Annotated in this window: 22 protein-coding genes; 10 read left to right on the forward strand and 12 right to left on the reverse strand. The window is 71.7% G+C overall.

All coding sequences use genetic code 11. The features are described 5' to 3' along the window. Positions 1 to 3: 3 nt before the first annotated feature. On the reverse strand, positions 4 to 225 hold the full coding sequence (locus ABD901_RS35750) for a helix-turn-helix domain-containing protein (protein WP_345133852.1): 222 nt from the start codon (positions 223 to 225) through the stop codon (positions 4 to 6). A gap of 64 nt (positions 226 to 289) precedes the next feature. On the opposite strand from ABD901_RS35750, the gene ABD901_RS35755 reads away from it, so the two are divergent. Next, positions 290 to 832, forward strand: coding sequence for an imm11 family protein (locus tag ABD901_RS35755; protein ID WP_345133854.1), 543 nt, complete (start codon positions 290 to 292; stop codon positions 830 to 832). A gap of 24 nt (positions 833 to 856) precedes the next feature. Here ABD901_RS35755 and ABD901_RS35760 read toward each other — a convergent pair whose 3' ends face one another. After that, the gene (locus tag ABD901_RS35760) at positions 857 to 1,201 is read right to left on the reverse strand and encodes a VOC family protein (RefSeq protein WP_345133856.1); all 345 of its coding nucleotides are present in this window, start codon (positions 1,199 to 1,201) and stop codon (positions 857 to 859) included. A 117-nt stretch (positions 1,202 to 1,318) separates the two neighbouring features. Between ABD901_RS35760 and ABD901_RS35765 the strand changes: the two genes are divergently transcribed. Then, a complete protein-coding gene (locus tag ABD901_RS35765) occupies positions 1,319 to 2,089 on the forward strand; it encodes a helix-turn-helix domain-containing protein (protein WP_345133857.1) in 771 nt (256 codons plus the stop codon). 479 nt (positions 2,090 to 2,568) lie between these two features. On the opposite strand, the gene ABD901_RS35770 is transcribed toward ABD901_RS35765, so the two are convergent. Beyond that, entirely contained in the window at positions 2,569 to 4,059 is a 1,491-nt protein-coding gene (locus tag ABD901_RS35770) for an MFS transporter (RefSeq protein WP_345133860.1), read from the reverse strand. 49 nt (positions 4,060 to 4,108) lie between these two features. Here ABD901_RS35770 and ABD901_RS35775 point away from each other — a divergent pair, with 49 nt between their 5' ends. After that, on the forward strand, positions 4,109 to 4,711 hold the full coding sequence (locus ABD901_RS35775) for a TetR/AcrR family transcriptional regulator (RefSeq protein ID WP_345133862.1): 603 nt from the start codon (positions 4,109 to 4,111) through the stop codon (positions 4,709 to 4,711). A gap of 2 nt (positions 4,712 to 4,713) precedes the next feature. Here ABD901_RS35775 and ABD901_RS35780 read toward each other — a convergent pair whose 3' ends face one another. Continuing rightward, the gene (locus tag ABD901_RS35780) at positions 4,714 to 5,538 is read right to left on the reverse strand and encodes a hypothetical protein (protein WP_345133865.1); all 825 of its coding nucleotides are present in this window, start codon (positions 5,536 to 5,538) and stop codon (positions 4,714 to 4,716) included. A 267-nt stretch (positions 5,539 to 5,805) separates the two neighbouring features. Between ABD901_RS35780 and ABD901_RS35785 the strand changes: the two genes are divergently transcribed. Further along, a complete protein-coding gene (locus ABD901_RS35785; RefSeq protein WP_345133867.1) occupies positions 5,806 to 7,092 on the forward strand; it encodes a vanadium-dependent haloperoxidase in 1,287 nt (428 codons plus the stop codon). 61 nt (positions 7,093 to 7,153) lie between these two features. Here ABD901_RS35785 and ABD901_RS35790 read toward each other — a convergent pair whose 3' ends face one another. Next, the gene (locus tag ABD901_RS35790) at positions 7,154 to 7,402 is read right to left on the reverse strand and encodes a RidA family protein (RefSeq protein ID WP_345133869.1); all 249 of its coding nucleotides are present in this window, start codon (positions 7,400 to 7,402) and stop codon (positions 7,154 to 7,156) included. Between the two features lie 9 nt (positions 7,403 to 7,411). Between ABD901_RS35790 and ABD901_RS35795 the strand changes: the two genes are divergently transcribed. Next, on the forward strand, positions 7,412 to 7,933 hold the full coding sequence (locus ABD901_RS35795; protein WP_345133870.1) for a helix-turn-helix transcriptional regulator: 522 nt from the start codon (positions 7,412 to 7,414) through the stop codon (positions 7,931 to 7,933). Between the two features lie 55 nt (positions 7,934 to 7,988). On the opposite strand, the gene ABD901_RS35800 is transcribed toward ABD901_RS35795, so the two are convergent. Further along, the gene (locus ABD901_RS35800; protein ID WP_345133872.1) at positions 7,989 to 8,540 is read right to left on the reverse strand and encodes a hypothetical protein; all 552 of its coding nucleotides are present in this window, start codon (positions 8,538 to 8,540) and stop codon (positions 7,989 to 7,991) included. 286 nt (positions 8,541 to 8,826) lie between these two features. On the opposite strand from ABD901_RS35800, the gene ABD901_RS35805 reads away from it, so the two are divergent. After that, positions 8,827 to 9,240, forward strand: coding sequence for a hypothetical protein (locus ABD901_RS35805; RefSeq protein WP_345133873.1), 414 nt, complete (start codon positions 8,827 to 8,829; stop codon positions 9,238 to 9,240). Then, positions 9,237 to 11,030, forward strand: coding sequence for an esterase/lipase family protein (locus ABD901_RS35810; RefSeq protein WP_345133875.1), 1,794 nt, complete (start codon positions 9,237 to 9,239; stop codon positions 11,028 to 11,030). The genes ABD901_RS35805 and ABD901_RS35810 overlap by 4 nt, the downstream gene beginning before the upstream one ends. Positions 11,031 to 11,120: 90 nt before the next feature. Here ABD901_RS35810 and ABD901_RS35815 read toward each other — a convergent pair whose 3' ends face one another. The 3 genes from ABD901_RS35815 to ABD901_RS35825 form a co-directional block, all read right to left on the reverse strand. Continuing rightward, a complete protein-coding gene (locus ABD901_RS35815) occupies positions 11,121 to 11,537 on the reverse strand; it encodes a hypothetical protein (RefSeq protein ID WP_345133876.1) in 417 nt (138 codons plus the stop codon). A gap of 90 nt (positions 11,538 to 11,627) precedes the next feature. Continuing rightward, positions 11,628 to 12,980, reverse strand: a complete 1,353-nt coding sequence (locus ABD901_RS35820; protein WP_345133878.1) for an NAD(P)-dependent malic enzyme — start codon at positions 12,978 to 12,980, stop codon at positions 11,628 to 11,630. Between the two features lie 62 nt (positions 12,981 to 13,042). Continuing rightward, positions 13,043 to 14,749 carry a SulP family inorganic anion transporter gene (locus tag ABD901_RS35825; protein WP_345133880.1) on the reverse strand — a complete coding sequence of 569 codons (1,707 nt, stop codon included), beginning with the start codon at positions 14,747 to 14,749 and terminating at the stop codon, positions 13,043 to 13,045. A 137-nt stretch (positions 14,750 to 14,886) separates the two neighbouring features. Between ABD901_RS35825 and ABD901_RS35830 the strand changes: the two genes are divergently transcribed. Next, positions 14,887 to 15,219: an ArsR/SmtB family transcription factor gene (locus ABD901_RS35830; RefSeq protein ID WP_345133881.1), complete on the forward strand. Its 333-nt coding sequence runs from the start codon at positions 14,887 to 14,889 to the stop codon at positions 15,217 to 15,219. Between the two features lie 131 nt (positions 15,220 to 15,350). Continuing rightward, positions 15,351 to 15,995 carry a DUF2306 domain-containing protein gene (locus tag ABD901_RS35835; protein WP_345133883.1) on the forward strand — a complete coding sequence of 215 codons (645 nt, stop codon included), beginning with the start codon at positions 15,351 to 15,353 and terminating at the stop codon, positions 15,993 to 15,995. Between the two features lie 5 nt (positions 15,996 to 16,000). On the opposite strand, the gene ABD901_RS35840 is transcribed toward ABD901_RS35835, so the two are convergent. The 3 genes from ABD901_RS35840 to ABD901_RS35850 form a co-directional block, all read right to left on the reverse strand. Continuing rightward, positions 16,001 to 16,381: a VOC family protein gene (locus ABD901_RS35840; RefSeq protein ID WP_345133885.1), complete on the reverse strand. Its 381-nt coding sequence runs from the start codon at positions 16,379 to 16,381 to the stop codon at positions 16,001 to 16,003. Positions 16,382 to 16,484: 103 nt separating this feature from the next. Further along, a complete protein-coding gene (locus ABD901_RS35845; protein ID WP_345133886.1) occupies positions 16,485 to 17,987 on the reverse strand; it encodes a GAF domain-containing sensor histidine kinase in 1,503 nt (500 codons plus the stop codon). 211 nt (positions 17,988 to 18,198) lie between these two features. Next, on the reverse strand, positions 18,199 to 18,546 hold the full coding sequence (locus ABD901_RS35850; RefSeq protein WP_345133888.1) for a nuclear transport factor 2 family protein: 348 nt from the start codon (positions 18,544 to 18,546) through the stop codon (positions 18,199 to 18,201). 136 nt (positions 18,547 to 18,682) lie between these two features. On the opposite strand from ABD901_RS35850, the gene ABD901_RS35855 reads away from it, so the two are divergent. Next, positions 18,683 to 19,162, forward strand: a complete 480-nt coding sequence (locus ABD901_RS35855) for a hypothetical protein (protein ID WP_345133890.1) — start codon at positions 18,683 to 18,685, stop codon at positions 19,160 to 19,162. Positions 19,163 to 19,192: the final 30 nt, after the last annotated feature.

Consider the following 19,192-nt stretch of genomic DNA (forward strand, 5'->3'; position numbering starts at 1 on the left):
GCCTCATCCGACGGACAGCATCTTCTGCACGGCCTGCCGCGTGACGCCGAGCTCGCGCGCGACGTCGCTCTGCGTGAACCCGACGTCGATCAGCTCCTGAATCAGCGCGCGCCGCACCGCCGCCAGCTCGCGGACGGCCCGCGCGTGCCCGAGCAACTCCTCCCGGACGGCCCTGAGCCGCTCGAACGCCGCCCGGTGTCCTTCGGCATCCACCCGTCCACCCATGCCGTCAACCTTGACAACCCGGGGTTGCGGTGTCAACCCCGGGTTGTCGACTAGCCTCTGCGGAATGGCCTACCTGGCGGAGCCGGCGAGCGGCGACCACGGCCGCCTGACGGGCGGCGACGCGGACTTCCCGCGCCCTGTCACGGACCACGACTGGGAGACGCCGTACCCGCCGTTCGAGGCCGTGCCGCGCTTCCGCTGGACGCGGGGCGAGCTGCGGCGGCGCCCGTCGGTCTACCGCCACTCGGCCATCCGCGACTGGATCGTCGACGAGCGCGCCTGGCACGTGTTCGAGGAGGTGGCACCGGGCGACCTCCACCTCATCGCGCGGGCAACGGTCGACGGCGAGCCGGCGCGCATCGTGCAGGCCGCCGTCATCCTCGACGTGGTCGACCGCGATCACTCGATCATCGACGTCTACAGCACCTACGAGATCCTGCGGTTCCCGGCGTTCCTCGAGTCGTCCCGCGCCGAGGTCGCCCGCCGCGTCTTCCGCGTGCCCGGCTCGTACGTCGACGTCTTCGTCGGCGAGGACCTCCGCGCGGCCCTGGACGAGGCCGGCATCCACGGCCTGAACTACGCCAAGGTCAAGTTCGAGGAGTTCTGATCCCGTCCGCGGCCGGGCTTCGGATCATCCTTTGGTCAGGCAGAACGGGTGGCCGGCCGGGTCGGTCAGCACCACCCAGGCGCCGTCTCCCGGCTGGAACTCGGGCTGCTTCGCCCCCGCCGCGACCAGCTCGGCCACCGCGGCGTCCACGTCGGGCACCTTGAGGTCGAGGTGGGCCTGCTTGCCGGCGTCCGGCCAGCCCGGCGCCCGGTATTCGGGGACGCGCTGGAACGCGAGCTGGATGGGTCCCCCGTCGCCGAGGTACACGAAGTCGTCGTCGGCGGAGGCAACCTCCCACCCGGTCGCCTTGCGGTAGAACTCGGCCAGCGCACCCGGGTCGGCGCAGTCGAAGATGATGGTGCTCAGCATCTCGGATTCTCCTGTTCGTCTTGGGTCGTGCACCAGCCTCCTCGCCGGCGTCCCCTCGCGGCTTGGACATCCTTGCGGCGCCGGGAATTGTCGTACCCCCGGCGTAGCGTGCGGGGCATGAAGGCAGTGCAGCTGGCCCTCCGTCCCGGGCTCGACGTCGCGGCGGTGACCTGCGACGGGGATCATGCCGGGTGGTCGCCGCCGGAGGCGCAGCCCGACTATCGCGTGGTGCTGGTCCGCCGCGGACGGTTCCGCCGGCGCGTGGCCGGGCGGACCGCGGACCTAGACCCCACCGTCGGTTACCTGGGGGTCCCCTCCGACGAGGAGCACTTCGCCCACCCCGCCGGAGGCGACGTCTGCACCTCGATCCGCCTGCACCCTTCGCTGTGGCGCGCGCTCGCCGGCGAGACGGACCCGGCGGCCCGCACCTTGTACGTCGACGCCCATCTGGATCTCGCGCATCGGCGGCTGCTGCGGGCGGCACGGGACGGCGACGTGGACTACGCCGTCGTCGAGCGGCTCACCGCGTTGCTCGCCGCCGCACTGCCCGGTCCCTCGAGGCCGCACGACGCGGACCTGGTCGACCGGGCGCGCGACGCCATCCGGGCGGACGAGCCGGCCGCCCGCGCGCTGCTCACCCTCGCCGCCCTGCTCGACGTGTCGCCGTTCCGGCTGAGCCGGGCATTCAGCCGGCACCTCGGGGTGTCGGTGACCCGCTATCGCAACCGGGTCCGCGTCGAGCGGGCCCTCGATCGGCTGGAGGGCGGCGCGGACGACCTCGCCGCGCTCGCTGCCGACCTCGGGTTCACCGACCAGGCCCACCTTTGCCGCACGATGCGCCAGCACCTGGGACACCCGCCGAGCGCCGTGCGGCGGCTCTTGGCCTAATCAGCCACCCGCTTGTCCCGTTTCATCATTTGCGAATGGCACCTCGGCACAGCCGCTCACGTGGCTGTCGGCGTCTGTCTAGCCCGGCGGCGCCTTGCTGCGCGGAACCATAGGAAGTTGACGGACAGACCCAATCCCACCGCAATGAGCCAAGCCGCCCACTCCGGCAGCAACTCGAGCCGCCAGATCACGATGCCGACGATCACGGATGCCGCTGCCACCGCGCCACCGACGAGGTCGTCCCGGAGCTCCGACCGACCAGCCACCTGGGCAGCACCTCCGGGGAGCGCATGAGGACCAAGCCGACGTGCGCAAGCATAGCGACCGGCATCGACAATCGCGCCTACAACACCCTCAGAACCGCAGCAAGCGCCGGACTTGGGCATCCAACGACTCGTCGCAATGCTCGTTCCAGCCGACATGCATTGGAGCGTAGGAACCCACCGCAATCAATTCGATGCACTCCGTTGCCGACTGTGTCAGGCGTGCTCGGGAATCGCCTCGGCCACGGGCGTGGTCGCCTCGTGCTTCGTAACGCGGCGCGCGCGGACGATGCCCCAGCCGACGAGCGCCGCCGCCACGGCTGTGAGGGTGAGGCCCGCGATCGTGACGGCCTCGCGGAACTCGTTGGTCTGCTGCGGGCTCCAGCTCGACGTCGCGATGTCGCCGGTGAACAGCGCCGCGAGGATGGTGCCGGTGACGGCGATGCCGGCGCCGGAGGTGACCTCGGTTGCGGTGTCGGTGAGCGCCGCGCCGATCGTGGTCCGGCTGCTCGGCAGGCCGCGCAGCACGTTGGTGCCGGCGACGACGCCGACCACGCGCATCCCGGCGGCCACGAGGACGAGCGCGACGGCGACCCAGACGTACCCGAACCGGCTCAGCAGGCCGTAGACGGCGAGCCCGAACACGACCGTCGCGGCGCTGAGCCAGGCGGCCCGCTCGAGGCCGACCCGCTGCATGAGCGGCCTGATGAGCGCGCCGCCCGCGATGAGGACGACGACCTGCGGCAGCATGCCGATGGCGGCGAGCGCGGGTGTCCAGCCCCAGTCGAGCTGCAGCTGCAGCGTCACCATGTAGCCGAGGCCGGCGGTCGCGAGGCCGGCGGCGGCCTTGAACGCCAGGCCGCTCGCGACGAGCGGGTGCGCGACGAGCTTGAGGTCGAGCAGCGGGTACCGCGCCGAACGCTCGCGCAGGACGAAGAGCGTCGCCCCCGCGGCGACCGCCGCCGTCGTCGCCCACGGGGCCCACGATCGGGCGCCCTGGTTCACGAACAGCGTCGGCGCGACGAGCGCGAGCACGATCGTCGCCGTGCCCAGGACCGCGCCCGCGATGTCCAGCGAATCGCGGTGGCGGTCGGCCGCGTTGTCCGCGGCGATGCCGGTCCGCACGCCGATGATCGCGAGCGCGGCGATCGGGACGTTCACCAGCAGCAGGACCTGCCATGGCGCGATCGCGAGCACGAAGCCGCCGGCCGTCGGGCCGATCGCGAGGCCGACCAGGCCCACGGTCGAGATGAGGGTGGTCGCGCGGACGCGCAGGCCGTCCTCGTCGAATAGGCGGAAGGCCAGCGCCATCGATCCCGGCGTCGTCATCGCGGCCGCGACGCCCATCGCCACCCGCACGGCGATGAGCTGCTCGGCGGTGGTGACGAACGCGGTCGCCAGGCTCGCCACGCCGAGCAGGGCCAGGCCGATGAGCATGATGCGGCGCCGGCCGAAGCGGTCGGCGATCGCGCCGAAGGCCAGCATCAACCCGCCGAAGACGACGGCGTAGGAGCCCGTCACCCACTGCAGCGCGGTCGTCGAGGCCTGCAGTTCGCGGCCGATGGTGGGCAGTGCGACGTTCAGGATCGAGTTGTCGAGCATCTCGAACAGGAACACCGCGGACAAACCGGCCAAGGCCACCCATGCCTCGCGCAACGATCGAGGGGCGCGAGCCGCATGGTCGAATGAGCGCGTTACGGTGGTCATGTCATGAGGTTAACTGACTAAATTTAGTCACAAAAGCAAGTGAGGTCGGATGCCCAGGACCGGAGAGCGCGGCGGGCCGCAGACGCGGGCGAGGATCGCGGAGGTTGCGGCCCGGTTGTTCCTCGAGCGCGGGTTCGAGGCGGTCACGGTCGCCCAGGTCGCGCGGGAGGCCGGGGTGTCGAGCGTGACGGTCTTCAACCACTTCCCGCGCAAGGAGGACCTGTACCTGGATCGCGCGGCCGACGCCGTCGAGCTCCTGCGTTCGGCCGTGCGCGACCGCGATCCGGGCGTGGACGTGCTCGCGTCGCTGCGCGATACGACCCTCGGCCTCGTCGACACCCGGCACCCGCTCTCCGGCGTCAACGAGCGGTCCACCCCGTTCTTCCGGACCGTCGCGGCGTCGCCGGCGCTCATCGCGCGCGCAAGGGAGATCGCCGCCGACCTGCAGCACACCCTCGTCGAGGAGCTCGAGCGCGACCCGGCGTTCGAGGGCGACGCGACGTTGCTCGCCGCCTTCTTCATCGCCGGCTACGGCACGGTCCTGGTCGAGACCGCGCGCCGCCTCATCGCCGGAGAGACGCCGAGCGCGGTGGTGGACGAGCAACGTGCGCGCTTCGAGCGGCTCTTCGACGCCTTGCGCACCGGGGTCTGAGCTCAGGCGGCCTCGGCCTCGGACAGCAGCACAGCCGGCGGCGCCGACGTGGGGCCATCGAACTCGGGCGGCGTCGCGAAGTGCGCGCCGTGCAGGTCGACGGTGCCGCCGGAGAACTGCGCGCCGCGGAAGCTCACCGTGGCCATGAAGCGGGCGCGCTCGAGGCGCAGCACGCCGTCGACGAACCGGGCGCCTCGAAAGCTGACCGACTTGCCGGCGAAGACCGCCTCGTCGAGGTCGCCGCCCTCGAAGACGGCGCCGGTGAAGTCGACGTTGTGGTCCCGCCAGTCAGTGCGGGCCGACGGGCGAAGATGGTCGCCGATGACGCGGATGATCGTCAGGCGTACCTCCCGTTCGCCGTCGGCCGCCGGGACGTACGGCAGGCGAAGGTAGGCGCAGAGCACGTCGACGCAGGTGTGCAGGTGCTCGGGCGAGTCGTCGGCGAGCTCGGCCATCGCATGGACACCGGCCAGGCGTACCGCCGCGCTGTCATGTCCCAGTTGCGCGCTCGCCGCGATGAACCGCTCATTGAACAGCTTCCCGTGCTCGCGCGCGTCGGCCTGCTCGTGGATGCGTTGCCGGCGGTACGCCACGACGAGCGCAACGATGCCGCCGATCCCCCCGGTGACGACCAGGGCGATCCGGGTCAGGTCCAGCAGGGCGGCGGCGTTCAGCGGCACCGGCCGCGCCACCGGCGGACGACCGAGGACGAACCAGAGGATCAGGCCGGCGGCTCCCGCGACCACGGCGCCGAACAGCACCATCGAGGCGAGCGCCACCCAGAACGGCCACAGCCGCAGCCCACGGCGAGAAGCCAGTCGATTCACCAGCACCGTACAGTCTTACCCCAAGATCGCATGTAGCTCGGCATTTGCGCTGGCGCCGCTGGTGGGAGTCGTCGGGCACGACGGCGTTGGTCAACACCCCGATCGGTCACGGACTCATCGGCGCTCAGGACAACCCCACCGGCGTTCGTCTCGGCCCCTTCGGACGGTTTGGTCGCCGGTCGCGCGCCGGTACGTTGCCTCTTTGCAAGTGTACTTTGTCAATGTCGCATCGAGCCGGCCACGAAACGCCGGCATTGGGGGTCGTCAATGACACGTCACGTCTCTATCCGCCGCAAACTCGTCAGTGCCGTGGTCGCCGGCGTCATCGGCGCCGGTGCGCCGGTGCTGTCCGGAATGACCAGCGCTTACGCGGCCGATCCGGTCAGGCCCGTCAATTCTGTCATCGTGTGGGACCAGAACGCGCAGACCGCGATCTGGGACTACGCCCAGCAGCAACCGCAGGTGCAGGCGCGCAGCTTCGCGATGGTGCACGGGGCCGTCTACGACGCCGTGAACGCCATCTCCGGAAAGCCCTACCAGCCGTACCTCTCGGCGCCGTCCGCGAACGGGCGGGAGTCCGTCGACGCCGCCGTCGGCACCGCGGCGTTCAAGGTGCTCGTCTCGCTCTTCCCGGGCCAGCAGGACCGGCTGCAGCAGCAGTACGACGACTACATGGCCGGCATCCCGGCCGGCCTCGCGAAGGTCCGCGGCACCACCGTGGGCGACAAGACCGCGGCCGCGATGATCACCGCCCGGCAGAACGACGGGGCGTTCGGCGACGAGGCCTGGCCGGTCGGCACGCAGCCCGGCCAGTGGCGGCCGACGCCGCCGACCAACGCCAACGCCACGGCGTGGGTGGGCCACCTCAAGCCGTTCCTGCTGCCCAGCGTGTCGATGTTCCGCTCGTCCGGCCCGCCGGCGCTCACCAGCGCGCAGTACGCCCGCGACTTCAACGAGGTCAAGACGATCGGCGCGGTGAACAGCACCACCCGCACCCTCGACCAGACGCAGGCGGCCATCTGGTGGCACGACCGGCACCTGGGCGAGTGGGAGATCAAGCGGCAGCTCGCCACGGGCCAGCGCCTCAGCACGCTGCAGACCGCCCGGATGTTCGCCATGGTCGACCTGTCGGAGGCCGACGCGACATCGGCCTGCTACAACGAGAAGGGCGCCTGGCTGTTCTGGCGGCCGGTCACCGCGATCCAGCTCGCCGACACCGACGGCAACCCGAACACCGCGGCCGACCCGGCCTGGATGCCGCTGCTGGTCACGCCGCCGCACCCGGACTTCACCTCCGGGCACACCTGTTTCACCGCGGCGAGCATGTCCGCGCTGGCGTACTTCTTCGGGCGCAACGACATCCAGTTCAGCGCGTTCAGCTCGGCGTCGGGCACCACGCGTTCGTTCAACAGCTTCACCGGCGCGATCGCCGAGGTCATCGAGGCCCGCATCTGGGGCGGCATCCACACCCGTACCGCCGACATCGAAGGCGCCAAGATCGGCCTGCGCACGACGGCGTACGCGGTCACCCACTACTTCCAGCCCCGCCGATAGCAATCCCAGCCTGACCGGAGGGGGTCCGCGCCCGGACCCCCTCCTGTCCGTCAAGGTCGCATCACGCGACGGCGGTTCCCTCGAGCTCGACCATCAGGGTGGGGATCGCCAGCCGGGTCACCCCGAGCATGGTGGTGCTCGGCGCCACCCCGTCGGCGCCCAGCCTCGACGCCAGCACGCCGTAGTGCTCGAAGAGCCGATCGACGTCGGTGGTGTACACGTTGAGCCGGACGAGGTTCGCGAGGGACATGCCGGCCTCGCCGAGAACGGCCTCCAGGTTGTCGAGGCTCAGCGTCAGCTGTGCCGCCATGTCACCGGCGTGCTGGGGCTTGCTGTCGGCCAGACCCCGAAGTGGCGCACGGTGGACCCGATCGGCCTGGTCACCGTGCGCGAACAGGGCTACTTGCTGGCCACGAGATCCGGCGCGGACCGCACCTACCGGCTGTCGCGGATCTTGGCCGCCGAGGAGCTCGCCGAACCGGCACAGCGACCGGACCGGGTCGATCTGGACCGGGCCTGGCAGGAACGCAGCACCCGGTTTCGGACCGGCGGCGACCAGGTCACCGTGCTGCTACGGGTGAACCCGGCGCGGCGGGAAGACCTCGTGGGCACCGCGCTGGCCGTCCTCGCCGAAGAAGCCGACGCGGACGGATGGCTGCGGCTGGAGGTGACGTTCCAGGATTCGCGGCACGCCGAGTGGGCGCTGTGGCAGCTCGCCACGAACGCGGAAGCCCTGTCCCCGCAGTGGTTGCGCACCTCGCTGCGCAACCGCGCCGCCGCGATCGCCACCCGCTACGAACCGTCAGCCGGTCCGACGTTGCCAGAAGATTCAGGGCCGTAAACCCGCACCGATGGCGCAGGTCTACGGCCCGCAGCGCTCTACGTATGACGCTGGATCAGCGGGTGTTGCAGGTCGGCGACCACGTCACCGCGGCGGAGGAATAGAAATTTGCGATGCCGAATGCGCGGAGCTGCACGTCGCCGTTGGCGTAGGTGTCCCAAACGGTGATCTGGTACGCCTGCGCCTTGTAGTTCACGATCGGCGCACGGTTCGGCCCGGCCGGCAGCCAGTGCGGGCAGTAGGACGCGAACGCACGGCTGGCCGCCTCCCCGTTCGCCTTTTGCCGCACCGCCGCGTCAATGAGGTGATCGTCGTCCGTGTAGTTGTACTCCTCGGGAATGAGGATGCTGACCGAGCTGGTGCCGTAGTGGCACACCTGGTAGTTGCCCTTGTTGAACTCCGGCGTCCCACGGCCGGCCGCCACGCCCCACACCTCGGTGGCGCCACAGGACCGCTGCACGACGGCGTTGTACCAGCCAGGCTGGACCTCCACGGTCCGGTTCATCGGCCCTTCCGGCTGCGGTTCGTCGGCGGCCGCCGGTCCGGCCGCCGACAGCAGGGCTATGACCGCCGCGGCCGTAGCGACCGCGATGCGCTTGATGCTCACATTGAGTCCCTTCGTGAACGGGCCTGACGACCCGGCACAAAGAATCCGATGTATGTCTTGGCACCAACTTGGAACCGACTGAAACGCCACTGACCGACACCGGACAGCGCGAGGCGTACAGGCTGACGCCGGGGCTCGCCACGTGCGCGATCCACCGGGCGGGGAACTTCACCTGAGCGGCCGCCGGCTTCGGGTGCGGCGGCCGGTCGCCAAACGGACGAACGGCGCGCCGGTCATGCATCATCGGCCGTAACGCCCGGTGTGGACTCGCTGCCACGATGTATACGTGCGACTCCGGTACGGCGCTGCGGCCGTCTCCCTCATCGCGGTGCTCGCCGTGGCTGCGTGCACCGCGAAGCACCCGGGCGCGGCACCGTCGGCGATGCCCAGCGCGCCCGCGCTGACCGGCGAGCGGGCCTCGGCGATGGCGGCCGGCCTGTCCTCGGGGCGCGAGCCCGACGTGCGCGGCGTCGTGCTCCTGTCGTCCGGGCAGGCGCTCGATCCGGCCGCGGCGCAGCAGCTGCAGGCCGCAGGCCCGATCACGTTCGACCTGGCCAGCTTCCGCGCCGTGGACGCGACTCACGCGACCGTCACGGGGCGCTTCGCCAACCCGCCGGACGGCACGCCGGCGGTCTGGACGTTCGACCTGGCCTGGGTCGGCGGCGCCTGGATGATCACGGACACGGAGCCCGCGGGTTGAGCCGCCGCCTGGGTCGCATCACCCGGCTCGTCGTGACGGCGGCGCTCCTCACGGCGGCCGCCGTGGTCGCGCCGGGGGCCGCCGGGCGCGCCGGCGCGGAGCCGGCCTGCTCGACCCACTCCACCGATCAACATGCGAAGCCGAGGCCGGGGACGCAACCGGCTATCTTCGTCCACGGCTGGACGGGCAACGGCGACGGGCAGCGCGCCACGCTGCGCGACGCGGCCGACAAATTGCAGGCACGGACCGGCAACCGCATCACGCCGTACTTCTTCGACTACGGCGACCGCGCGACGATCTGGGCCGGCGCCGACGACATCGCCGGCTGCCTGGCCCGCTACATCAACGCGGTCGCCGAGGCCGCCGGCGGCAAGGTCCTCGTCGTCGCGCACTCGATGGGTGGCATCGCCACGCTGTACGCGGCCGCGCGCGACGGCGCCGGCGCCCACCTCGCCGGCGTGGTCACCTTCGACACGCCCTACCTCGGCTCGCCGTTCGGAGACACCGGCGTCGCCGGTTTCCTGCAGGGCTTGCACCAGCACGGCGCCGGTGTCGTTCCGCCGCCCGGCTCCGACGCGCAGGTCTGCTTGGCGCCGCACGCGGACGGGCAGACGCTCGCCCGAAACTGCCGGTTCGACCTGCCGCCCAACCTGCCGGCGTCCGTCCCGCTCACCGAGATCGCCGGCGCCGTCACGGTCCGCCGGACCATCGGGCCGATCCACCTGTACGACATCGCGCTCGGCTCCGACGGCGTCGTGCCACAGAGCTCAAGCGAGGGGTACCTCGGCATCCGCGACAAGGCGGGCCGGCCCACCGGGGTGCGAGTAACGCCCTACGACGTGCGGTGCACGATCAGCAGCGACAGCCTCAAGGTCGCCGCGACGGCCGCCGGCTGGACCCGCAACGAACTGGCCGGACTGGCAGCGGGCGCCGCCCAGGTCTACGCCGACCATGCCGCCGTCGACGCCGTGCTCTCCGGGAGCCTCAACGCCGGCCTGGCCGCGTATCTGCTCGCCGCCACGCTGACCGCGCCCTGCTCACACATCAACATCTACCAGCAGGACGGCGGCCTGGACGCCGCCGCCTCCGCCCTCGACGAATACCTCGACGGGCTCGCGGGCGACCAGACCCTCGCGTCGCTGCCTGGCGTCTGCGGCACCGTCACCACCGTCGGCGGCACGACCGGCATGGTCAGCACGTTCCCCGGGCACGACTGCGGCACGGCGCTCGCGATCGTCAAGGACTTCTACGCGCAGCTGCGCAAGGGGGGCGCGTACCCGTACACCCAGGAGACCCAATGCGCCGCCGAGCACTGCACCTATCTGCCCGGCAACCTGCTCTTCGCCGGCCCCGGACAGCGGTGGAGCTGCTGGTACGCCTACCCGGTCAAGACGCACTACGCCGACTGCCAGCTCCTGGCCTGGCACGGGGACGGCAGCCCCTGGAACACGCCGGCCTCCGAGGCCATCACCGTCGACATCCCGCTCGCCGCGCCGGCCGGCCCCATCCCGCCGTGCGACCCGGCCCTGCTGGCGGCGGCGCTGCGCACCGTGCTCGGCGGCTCCTCCGGCCGCTACCTCACCGGCCACGCCTGCTACTCCGGCTACGCCACCGGCACCGTCGACGGCGGCACGGCCGTCGGTTTCTGGGCCTCTGGCGGCGCGTGGCGGGCGAAGGTGCTCGGCACCGACCTGTCGTACGAGGCGCTGTCCGCCTCCGGCATCCCCGTGGTGGCGCTGCGCGGACTGCTCGCCGCGCAGCGGCTGGGCTTCGAGCGCGTCCCCGTCTGACCGGCCGCGGGCGTCACATCCTGAGCCATTGAGCAGAAACGTCGAACCCGGCCGGGGTCGGGTGACCGCGGCCGGGTTCTTGCGGATGCGTCAGCTGGAGGCGACGCCCAGCTGGGCCTCGCCGCCGGGCTCCTCGCCGCCGAGGCCGGTCAGGCGGTCGTGCAGGTCGTCGATGTCGCCGCCCGTGAACGACGGCTGCTCGCCCTCGTCGTAGCCGGCGCTGTACTCGACGTGCTGGCCGTGCTCGAGCGCGCTCGTCTCGGCCTGCGCGTGGTCGTGCTCGAACACGCCGAACTGCTGGCCGAAGTCCGTCTCCGAGCCGTGGTCGGTGTGCAGCTGGTCCAGCGCGCTGTGCTCCTGGCCCGCCTCGTAGTGGCCGAAGTCGACGTCGTGGCCGCCGAAGACGTCGGGCTGGTCGTTGCCGGTGAAACCCGGGTCAAGCGTCTCCGGCTGGTCGTTGCCGGTGTAGCCGGGGTCGAGCTGGCCGCCGTCGTCGTAGTCGCTCATCCTGTCCGTCCCTCGGAATGTCGCGGTGGGTGTTCGTGCTGAACGATAGGCGTCCGCTTCCGGCCAACCCATCCCCAATCCGCGCCACCTCTACAACGAGAACTGATCGGCCGCCGCTGGGCGTTGCGAGGAGGCGACGGCGGCCACGGCGGCCGCCATGGTGGGTACGAGCGGCGGGTGCAGGACGTCGGGCAGCAGCCGCCGCGTGCCGAGCAGCTCGTCGCCGATGAGGCCGCTGAGGACGTCCGCGGCGGTCAGCAGGATGGTCGTGGTGACGTGCGGTGCTCGGGCGTTGAGCAGGCCGCGGAGCACGCCGGGTGCCGCCAGCAGGTCGCTGATCTGGTTGGGATTGCCGTGCCCGGTGGCGGCGACGAGCGCGCTCGATCCGGCGAGCTGGTCCGGGCGTATCTCCGGTTCGGGCCGGGCGAGCGGGAACACGATCGGCGGTGATGCCATGGCCGCGATGAGGGCCGGATTGAGCAGGCCGGCGGCGCTGAGTCCGATCACGGCGTCGGCGGCGGTGAGGGCGTGCTCCAGTCCTCCGCGCAGGCGTCTGGGGTTGGTGTACGTGGCGAGCCATGCGGTGTGGGGCGGGAGGCCGTGCAGGTGCGGACCGAGAACGCCGTGGCGGGTCCAGACGGTCACGTCGTGGGCGCCGGCGTGCAGCAGCAGCCGGGTCACGGCGATGCCGGTGACGCCGGCTCCCATGACGACGACGCGGGCGGTCTGCAGCTGCCTGCCCGTCACGCGGAGGGCATTGCGCAGCGCCGCCAGCACGGCGACCGGGGTGCCGTGTTGTTCGTCGTGGTACACCGGGATGTCGAGGGCGTAGCGCAGACGGCGTTCGATGTCGCACGACGCCGGGGCGGCGACGCCGGTGAGGTTGATGGCGCCGAACGTGGGTGCGATGGCGCGGACGGCGGCGACGACGCCATCGGCGTGCACGGCGTCGAGGCAGATCGGGACGGCGTCGATGCCGGCCAGTTGCGCCAGCAGCGCGGCCTTGCCTTCCAGCGCCGGGAGTGCGGCGAGCGGACTCACGGGGCCGAGGCCGGGCAGGGCGGTGCCGTTGCCGACCACCGCGACCCGGTTGGGCCGGCCCGTCACGTCGGCTGTCAGGTCGGGCCGTGCCGCGATGGCGGTCGCGAGGCGGTCGGTGCCCGGCGCGCACATCAGGGCGAGGTCGTCCGCGGAGCGGACCGGGTGCCGCGGCTGCGTCGTGATCCGGCCGCCGGCCGACATGGCCCAGAGCCGGTCGGTGTACCCGATGACATGGCGGTCCCGGATTGCGGCGCGGCACAGCTGGTGCAGGTCCGATTCGTTCGGCAGCTGGATCAGCAGTCGTTGCTGGCCGGGCAGGAGCGCCGGCAGCGCGGTGACGTCCCATCCGGGGTCGAGGAAGTCCAGCAACGCCAGTGCCGCGTCGGGTGTTCCGGCACGCACGGTGAGGGTCGCGGTGAGATGGTCACCGCCTGCGTGACACCCATCCCCACTTGCGTACTTCATCAATTGAGCACTTTAGCAACTTGGGGTGTTGCTGGGCATGCGCCGTCGACGTGGACGCGGGCGTGGGCGATAGCGGCGGGCGTGTCGGGGAACAGATGACCCTCGCGCCGCAACCGGTCAGCGACGCCGAGCGCGGTGAGGATCTGCTCGTGCTGCGCGGTGATGCCGGACAGCAGCACGGTGACGCCGCGCCGGCGCAATCGGGCGATGGCGTCGCCGAGCACGCTGGCGCCGGTGGCGTCGATGGTCGTGACCCGGGACATGCGCAGGATGACGACCCGGACGTCCGCGACCTCGGACAGCTGGATCAGGAACTGGTGCGCGGCCGCGAAGAACAAGGGACCATCCAGCCGGTACGCCACGATGTGCTCGGCCAGCAACTGGTGCTCCTCGGCGGAGTGGTCGGCGAGATCGAGCGGCACCTGTTCGATCCGGGCGGTGCGGGCCACGGCGCGCAGTGCGAGGACGACGGCGACGCCGAGACCGACGGCGATGGCGGCAACCAGGTCGACCGCAACGGTGACGGTGAAGGTGAGCGCCAGCACGAGGGCGTCGCCACGGGTGGCGCGAGCCAGAGCCAGCAGGGAGCCCGCCTCGACCATCCGCACGGTCGTGGCCAGCAGCACCCCGGCCAGCGCGGCCAGGGGAATGCCGGCGACGAGCGGGCCGGCGGCGAGCACGATGACGGCCAGGACCGCGGCGTGGGTGAGCGCCGCGAGCCTCGAGCCGGCGCCGGCGCGGACGTTCACTGCGGTGCGGGCGATCGCCGCCGTGGCCGGAACACCACCGAACACCGGCGTCACGAGGTTGGCCAGGCCCTGGCCGAACAGCTCCCGGTCGGGATCGTGGTGCTCGCCGACGCTCATCGCGTCCGCGACGGTGGCGCACAGCAGGCTCTCCAGCGCCGCGAGCGCGGCCACCGCGAGCGCGGAGGGCAGCAGTCTGCCGATCGCGTCCAGGTGCAGGAAACTCAGCGACGGCGAGGGCAGCCCGGCCGGAAGACTGCCGATCCGGGCCAGGTCGAGGCCGGCGAGGTTGGCCAGGCCCGTGGCCGCGGCCACCGCGATGAGCGAGAACGGCAGCCGGGGTCGCCACCGGGCGCCGAGCAGCATCACGGCGGCGACGCCGATCGCGGTCGCCGGCGCGGCGGGGTCGGGGTGGGCGGCGAACCGGACGGCGGCGTCCGCCGCGACCGCCCAGACCTTCTCGCCGTGCGCGTCGCCGATCCCGAGCGCGGCCGGGACCTGCTGCAGGGCGATGACCACCGCGATCCCCGCGGTGAACCCCTCGACCACCGGCGTCGGCAGGTACCGCACGAAGCGGCCGGCCCGGGCCACGGCGAGAACGACCAGCACCACGCCGGCCATGGCACCGACCATGAGCACGCCGGACGGGCCGAACTGGGCGACGACCGGCACCAGGACGACGGTCATGGCCCCGGTCGGCCCCGACACCTGCAGGTTCGACCCGCCCAGCACCGCGGCGAGCGCCCCGGCGACGACGGCGGTGACCAGGCCCGCCTGCGCGCCGAGCCCCGAGGTGACGCCGAATGCCAGCGCCAGGGGCAGGGCCACGACCGCAACGGTGAGCCCGGCCAGCAGATCCCTGCGCGGCGCGCGGCGCGCCGGGGTCCAGTCACGCCCCCGCGGCAGCAGCCCGGCAACGCGAGCGGCAGCCCCGCGGACGGCCTTCGTGTAGATCGCCATGCACCACCCGGTTCCGCACCCGCGCACCATCAATACGAAGACTTTATCAGTTGCAAAAGTCTTCAACTAGCTCGCCGGGTGTGCGGCAGTTGCTGCTAGCCTTTGAGGCCAGAGCCCAGCCGGAGGTGCGTACAGGCATGTCGGTGCCGCTGTATCAGGCGAAGGCGGAGATGTTCCGCACGCTCGGTCACCCCGTGCGCATCCGCGTCCTGGAACTGCTGCAGAACGGGCCGCGCCCGGTCCGCGACCTCCTCGCGGAGATCGAGGTCGAGGCGTCCAACCTCTCCCAGCAGCTCGCCGTGCTGCGCCGGGCCGGCATCGTCACCTCCTACCGCGACGGCTCCCTGGTGATGTACGCGCTGAGCACCCCGCACGTGGCCGAACTGCTCGCCGTCAGCCGCAGCATCCTCAGCTCCCTGCTCACCGACCGCGACGGTCTCCTGGTCGAGCTCCAGGCGCGCAGCGAGTAACCGCCACCGGCGAACCCTTGGTGTCATCCCACGGGTAGTACTTTGTCTCGACGGCGGGTCGTACTTCGGCATGGCTCGGCTCCGGCCCGCGCTCCGATGTCTCACGGCTCCCCCGCCGGGACGATTTGGCCATGACCTCGTCGATCGCGCCGGTACACCGGCGTCAGTGGCTCGTCCCGACCGGCCTGATCCTGCTCAGCGCGGTGCCGGTGATCGCCGGCGGTGTCCGCGTCGGGGAGCTGGCCGGCGGCGCGACCGTCACGCCGGACAACGCCCGGTTCTTCGCCATGCCGGTCCCGGTGCTGCTGCACATCTTCGGCGCCACCGTCTTCTGCTGGCTCGGCGCGCTGCAGTTCGCGCCCGGCCTGCGCCGCCGGGCCTGGCACCGCTACGCCGGCCGCATCCTCGTCCCGAGCGGGATCGTCGCCGCCCTGTCCGGCATGTGGATGACGCTGTGGTACCCGCTGCCGGAGCACGACGGCCCGCCGCTGGGCCCGCTGGGCGTCATCCGGCTCGTCGTCGGCGGCGCAATGGCCGCCGCGCTCGTGCTCGGCCTCCTGGCGGCCCGCCGGCGCGACTTCGCCCAGCACCGGGCCTGGATGATCCGGGGATACGCGCTCGGGCTCGGCGCCGGCACCCAGGCCTTCACGCACGCGGCGTGGGCCGTCGTCGTCGGCACCCCGACCACCGAGGTACCCCGGATCTTCCTCGTCGGCGGCGGCTGGGTGATCAACCTGATCGTCGCCGAGTGGGCCATCCGCCGTGCCCGCGGATGAGCGCGTCAGAGCGGCTTGAGGCGGGTCTTGAGCAGGCAGAACTCATTGCCCTCGGGGTCGGCGAGCACGTGCCAGGACTCCTCGCCGGTCTGGCCGATGTCCGCCGGGCGCGCCCCGAGCTTCAGGAGGCGTTCGAGCTCGGCGTCCTGATCGCGGTCGGTGGCGTTGACGTCGATGTGCAGGCGGGACTTCCCCGGCTCCGGCTCGTCCCTGCGGCTGAGGAAGATCGTCGGCTGCGGGCCGCCGAACCCTTCGCGCGGCCCGATCTCGAGGCTGCCGTCCTCTTCGCGACTGAGCACGACGAAGTCCAGGACCTCGCACCAGAACCGCGCCAGCACCTCGGGGTCGCGGCAACCGAGCACGAGCTCACCGATACGACATGCCATTGACGAAACCTACTCTCAGCGTGGGAACTGCCGGCGCGGCTGCGCGCGGAACACGCTCGAGACCGTACCGGGCGCGGCGAGCAGGTGCGCAGAGGGATGGCGACTACTCCCAGTTCAACGGGAGCGATACGCACAGTTCGGTGCCGCGGCCGGGCGGGCTCGTCACATCGACGGTGCCGCCGAGGGACTTGACCCGGTCCTCGATCCCGACCAGGCCCGAACCCCGGCCGGGATCGGCGCCCCCGACACCGTCGTCGCGGATGTCCAGGGTGAGCGTGTCGGCCGAGCGCCCGACACACACCGTCACCAGCGAGGCCCGGGCGTGTTTGGCCACGTTGTTGAGCGCCTCCGACACGATGTAGTAGGCGGCAATCTCGACGGTCTTGGGTAGGCGGTCGTCGATGCGGATGTCGCTTTCGACGGGGACGACGCAACGGCGGATGAGCCCCTTGAGTGCGGGCTCGAGGCCGCCCTCGGACAGGATCGCCGGATGAATGCCCCTCGAAAGCTCGCGAAGATCGTCGGCCATGCTCTTCAGGGCATTGCGCATCTCGGACAGGTCGGCCTTCAGCTCGGGCAGTTCCGGCGGGATTTCCGCTTCGGCGTTCGCCATGGCGAGAGCCAGCGAGATGAGCCGCTGCTGCGCGCCGTCGTGCAGATCGCGTTCCAGCCGCCGCCGCGTTTCGTCGGCCGCGGCGATGATGCGTGCGCGAGATGCGGCCAACTCGGCCCTGCTCTCGGTGTTGGCGATGCTGCTGGCCAGCAGTTCGGTGAACTCGGAGATCCGGTCCTCGACGTCGGCCGGGAACGCATCGGGATTTCTCGACGAGGCGATCGCGACGCCCCACAGCCGCTGGTCGACGATGATCGGCGCGCCGACCGACACGCGAATGTCCGCCTGTCGCACGGCGACCCCGATGACGCTGGATACGTGGCTGAAGTCGTCCATCCGCGCCGGGCGCCGCGACTGGAACACCATCGTCGAGACGTCGTTGGCGCCGAGCGGATAGTTGGCCGGCGCCTCCAGCGCGACCGGACTGCGCTGCCAGGTGGCGAGCATGGTCGCGCTGGCGTTCATCTCGTACCGCGCCACGACCGCGAGGTCGGCGTGGAGGACTTCGCCGACCGCTGCGGCCACGGCGGCGAACACCTCGGCGGGCGTGGCGTTTCGCGCGACGAGTGTCGCCACCCGCCGCAGCGCTGCCTGCTGATCGGCGAGCACGCCGCGCCGCGCCTCGGAGGCCACTTCACGTCTCTGGGCGACGCTGACGAGCTCGCCGATTGCGACCGCCAGCGCGAGGTACAGCGCGGCCTCCAAGAGGTCGTCGATGCTCGGGCTCCCGACGGGATGTGTCGGCTTCATGTAGTACCAGTCGAAGGCGAGGAAGCTCGCGAGCGCCACCGGCACACCGAAGGCGGCGCCGGCCCGATAGGTGACCGCCACGATGCCGAAGATGCCGAGCGCGATGACGACCGGGATCGTGAGATACGGCCCGCAGTAGATGACCGCCAAGGCGACGAGCGGGAAGGTGACCGCCGCTACCGCCAGGGCAAGCGCCAATCTGACACCTGTCCGGACAGCAGCTCCGAATGCGGAACCAGTCACAACGCCACGCCCCGGTCACCAAGCGTTCCCGCGCACGCCTCCCCCACCATTGTCCGCATTTTCACCGCGCTGCCGCGGCCGCACGGCGGATTCCGCCCGAGCTCATTGGGCGGCACCGGCGAAGGACGAGCGCCGGACCGCCATCACCATCGCCGGGCTCGAGTCGCCTTCCGCGCCGTGCGGGAGGCGACTCGGGCGCTGCAGCGGCCGGTCACGCGGGGACGCGGTCCAGGAAGCCGTGGACCTTGTCGATGCGGCCGTCGGCGAGCACGGCGACGTCGAAGCCGACGACGATCGGCTCGCCGTTGTGCGGGCCCAGGTGCCAGGTGAAGCGGGCCACGTCGTGGTGGGCGTCGACCTCGCCGGCCAGGGTGAACTCCAGGCCGGCGAACTGGGCCTGGGCGGCGGCCAGGAGGGCGTCGATCTGGTCGTGACCGGTCACCTGTGCCAGCGGGTCGGTGTAGGTGGCCTCGGTCGTGAAGACGCGGCCGACGAGCTCCTTGCGGGCGGCGGCGTCGGTGGTGTTCCAGGCGGCGATGTACTGCTCGATGATCTGCATGCCGGAAACGCTACGGAGGACGCGGGGCCGCGGAATCGGTCGCGCTTAGGTAATCTGGCCGGGCGCCTACCGATGTCACGGCCGAGGTCCGCGGGAACCTTCCGGCCGGGTGGGGGCTCGTTGTGGTGTGAGGCTCATGCGGTACCGAAGAATCGCACTCGTCATGGCGGTGACGCTGCTGGCGGGTTGCACCGCGACCACCGCGCACCCGGCCGCGTCAGCGCCGCAACCACGCGCGGCCCGCAGCGGGTGTGGCTCGCCCATCGATCGTGGGCCGCTGCCGGACTGGGCGAGCGGCGGGTTCTCCGGCGACACGAGCATGGCGCACGTCATGGGCGACGGCGGCGCGATCGTCGGCGTGCTGTTCGGCGATCCGCTGGTGGCGCACCGGGCGGACGGCAAGGCCAACAAGATCCTGTGGGTGGCGAAGGACGGGGCGGCCGGGCCGGGCGACCTGGTGATCGACGCGTCGCTCGACGGGTCCGGCGAGACCGCGCGACGCAGTGTCGAGGGCGGGCCGGGCCCGTCGATCGTCGATCTGCCGCGGGCCGGCTGCTGGCGGCTGACGCTCACGTGGCCGGGGCACACGGACACGATGGACCTCACGTACGGCTGAGTCGCCGCCGCACGTGAGGTCCACGCTCCG

It is taken from the genome of Dactylosporangium darangshiense (assembly GCF_039537565.1).
Classification (GTDB): Bacteria; Actinomycetota; Actinomycetes; order Mycobacteriales; family Micromonosporaceae; genus Dactylosporangium; species Dactylosporangium darangshiense.

Bases quoted from the DNA above. Each gene is read 5' to 3' on its own strand.
- ABD901_RS35825 (WP_345133880.1), bottom strand. From the start codon at position 14,749: ATGGCGATCTACACGAAGGCCGTCCGCGGGGCTGCCGCTCGCGTTGCC.
- ABD901_RS35775 (WP_345133862.1), top strand. From the start codon at position 4,109: ATGCCCAGGACCGGAGAGCGCGGCGGGCCGCAGACGCGGGCGAGGATC.
- ABD901_RS35765 (WP_345133857.1), top strand. From the start codon at position 1,319: ATGAAGGCAGTGCAGCTGGCCCTCCGTCCCGGGCTCGACGTCGCGGCG.
- ABD901_RS35750 (WP_345133852.1), bottom strand. From the start codon at position 225: ATGGGTGGACGGGTGGATGCCGAAGGACACCGGGCGGCGTTCGAGCGG.
- ABD901_RS35840 (WP_345133885.1), bottom strand. From the start codon at position 16,381: ATGGCATGTCGTATCGGTGAGCTCGTGCTCGGTTGCCGCGACCCCGAG.
- ABD901_RS35760 (WP_345133856.1), bottom strand. From the start codon at position 1,201: ATGCTGAGCACCATCATCTTCGACTGCGCCGACCCGGGTGCGCTGGCC.
- ABD901_RS35755 (WP_345133854.1), top strand. From the start codon at position 290: ATGGCCTACCTGGCGGAGCCGGCGAGCGGCGACCACGGCCGCCTGACG.
- ABD901_RS35770 (WP_345133860.1), bottom strand. From the start codon at position 4,059: ATGACCACCGTAACGCGCTCATTCGACCATGCGGCTCGCGCCCCTCGA.
- ABD901_RS35835 (WP_345133883.1), top strand. From the start codon at position 15,351: ATGACCTCGTCGATCGCGCCGGTACACCGGCGTCAGTGGCTCGTCCCG.
- ABD901_RS35790 (WP_345133869.1), bottom strand. From the start codon at position 7,402: ATGGCGGCACAGCTGACGCTGAGCCTCGACAACCTGGAGGCCGTTCTC.
- ABD901_RS35785 (WP_345133867.1), top strand. From the start codon at position 5,806: ATGACACGTCACGTCTCTATCCGCCGCAAACTCGTCAGTGCCGTGGTC.
- ABD901_RS35815 (WP_345133876.1), bottom strand. From the start codon at position 11,537: ATGAGCGACTACGACGACGGCGGCCAGCTCGACCCCGGCTACACCGGC.
- ABD901_RS35830 (WP_345133881.1), top strand. From the start codon at position 14,887: ATGTCGGTGCCGCTGTATCAGGCGAAGGCGGAGATGTTCCGCACGCTC.
- ABD901_RS35855 (WP_345133890.1), top strand. From the start codon at position 18,683: ATGCGGTACCGAAGAATCGCACTCGTCATGGCGGTGACGCTGCTGGCG.
- ABD901_RS35850 (WP_345133888.1), bottom strand. From the start codon at position 18,546: ATGCAGATCATCGAGCAGTACATCGCCGCCTGGAACACCACCGACGCC.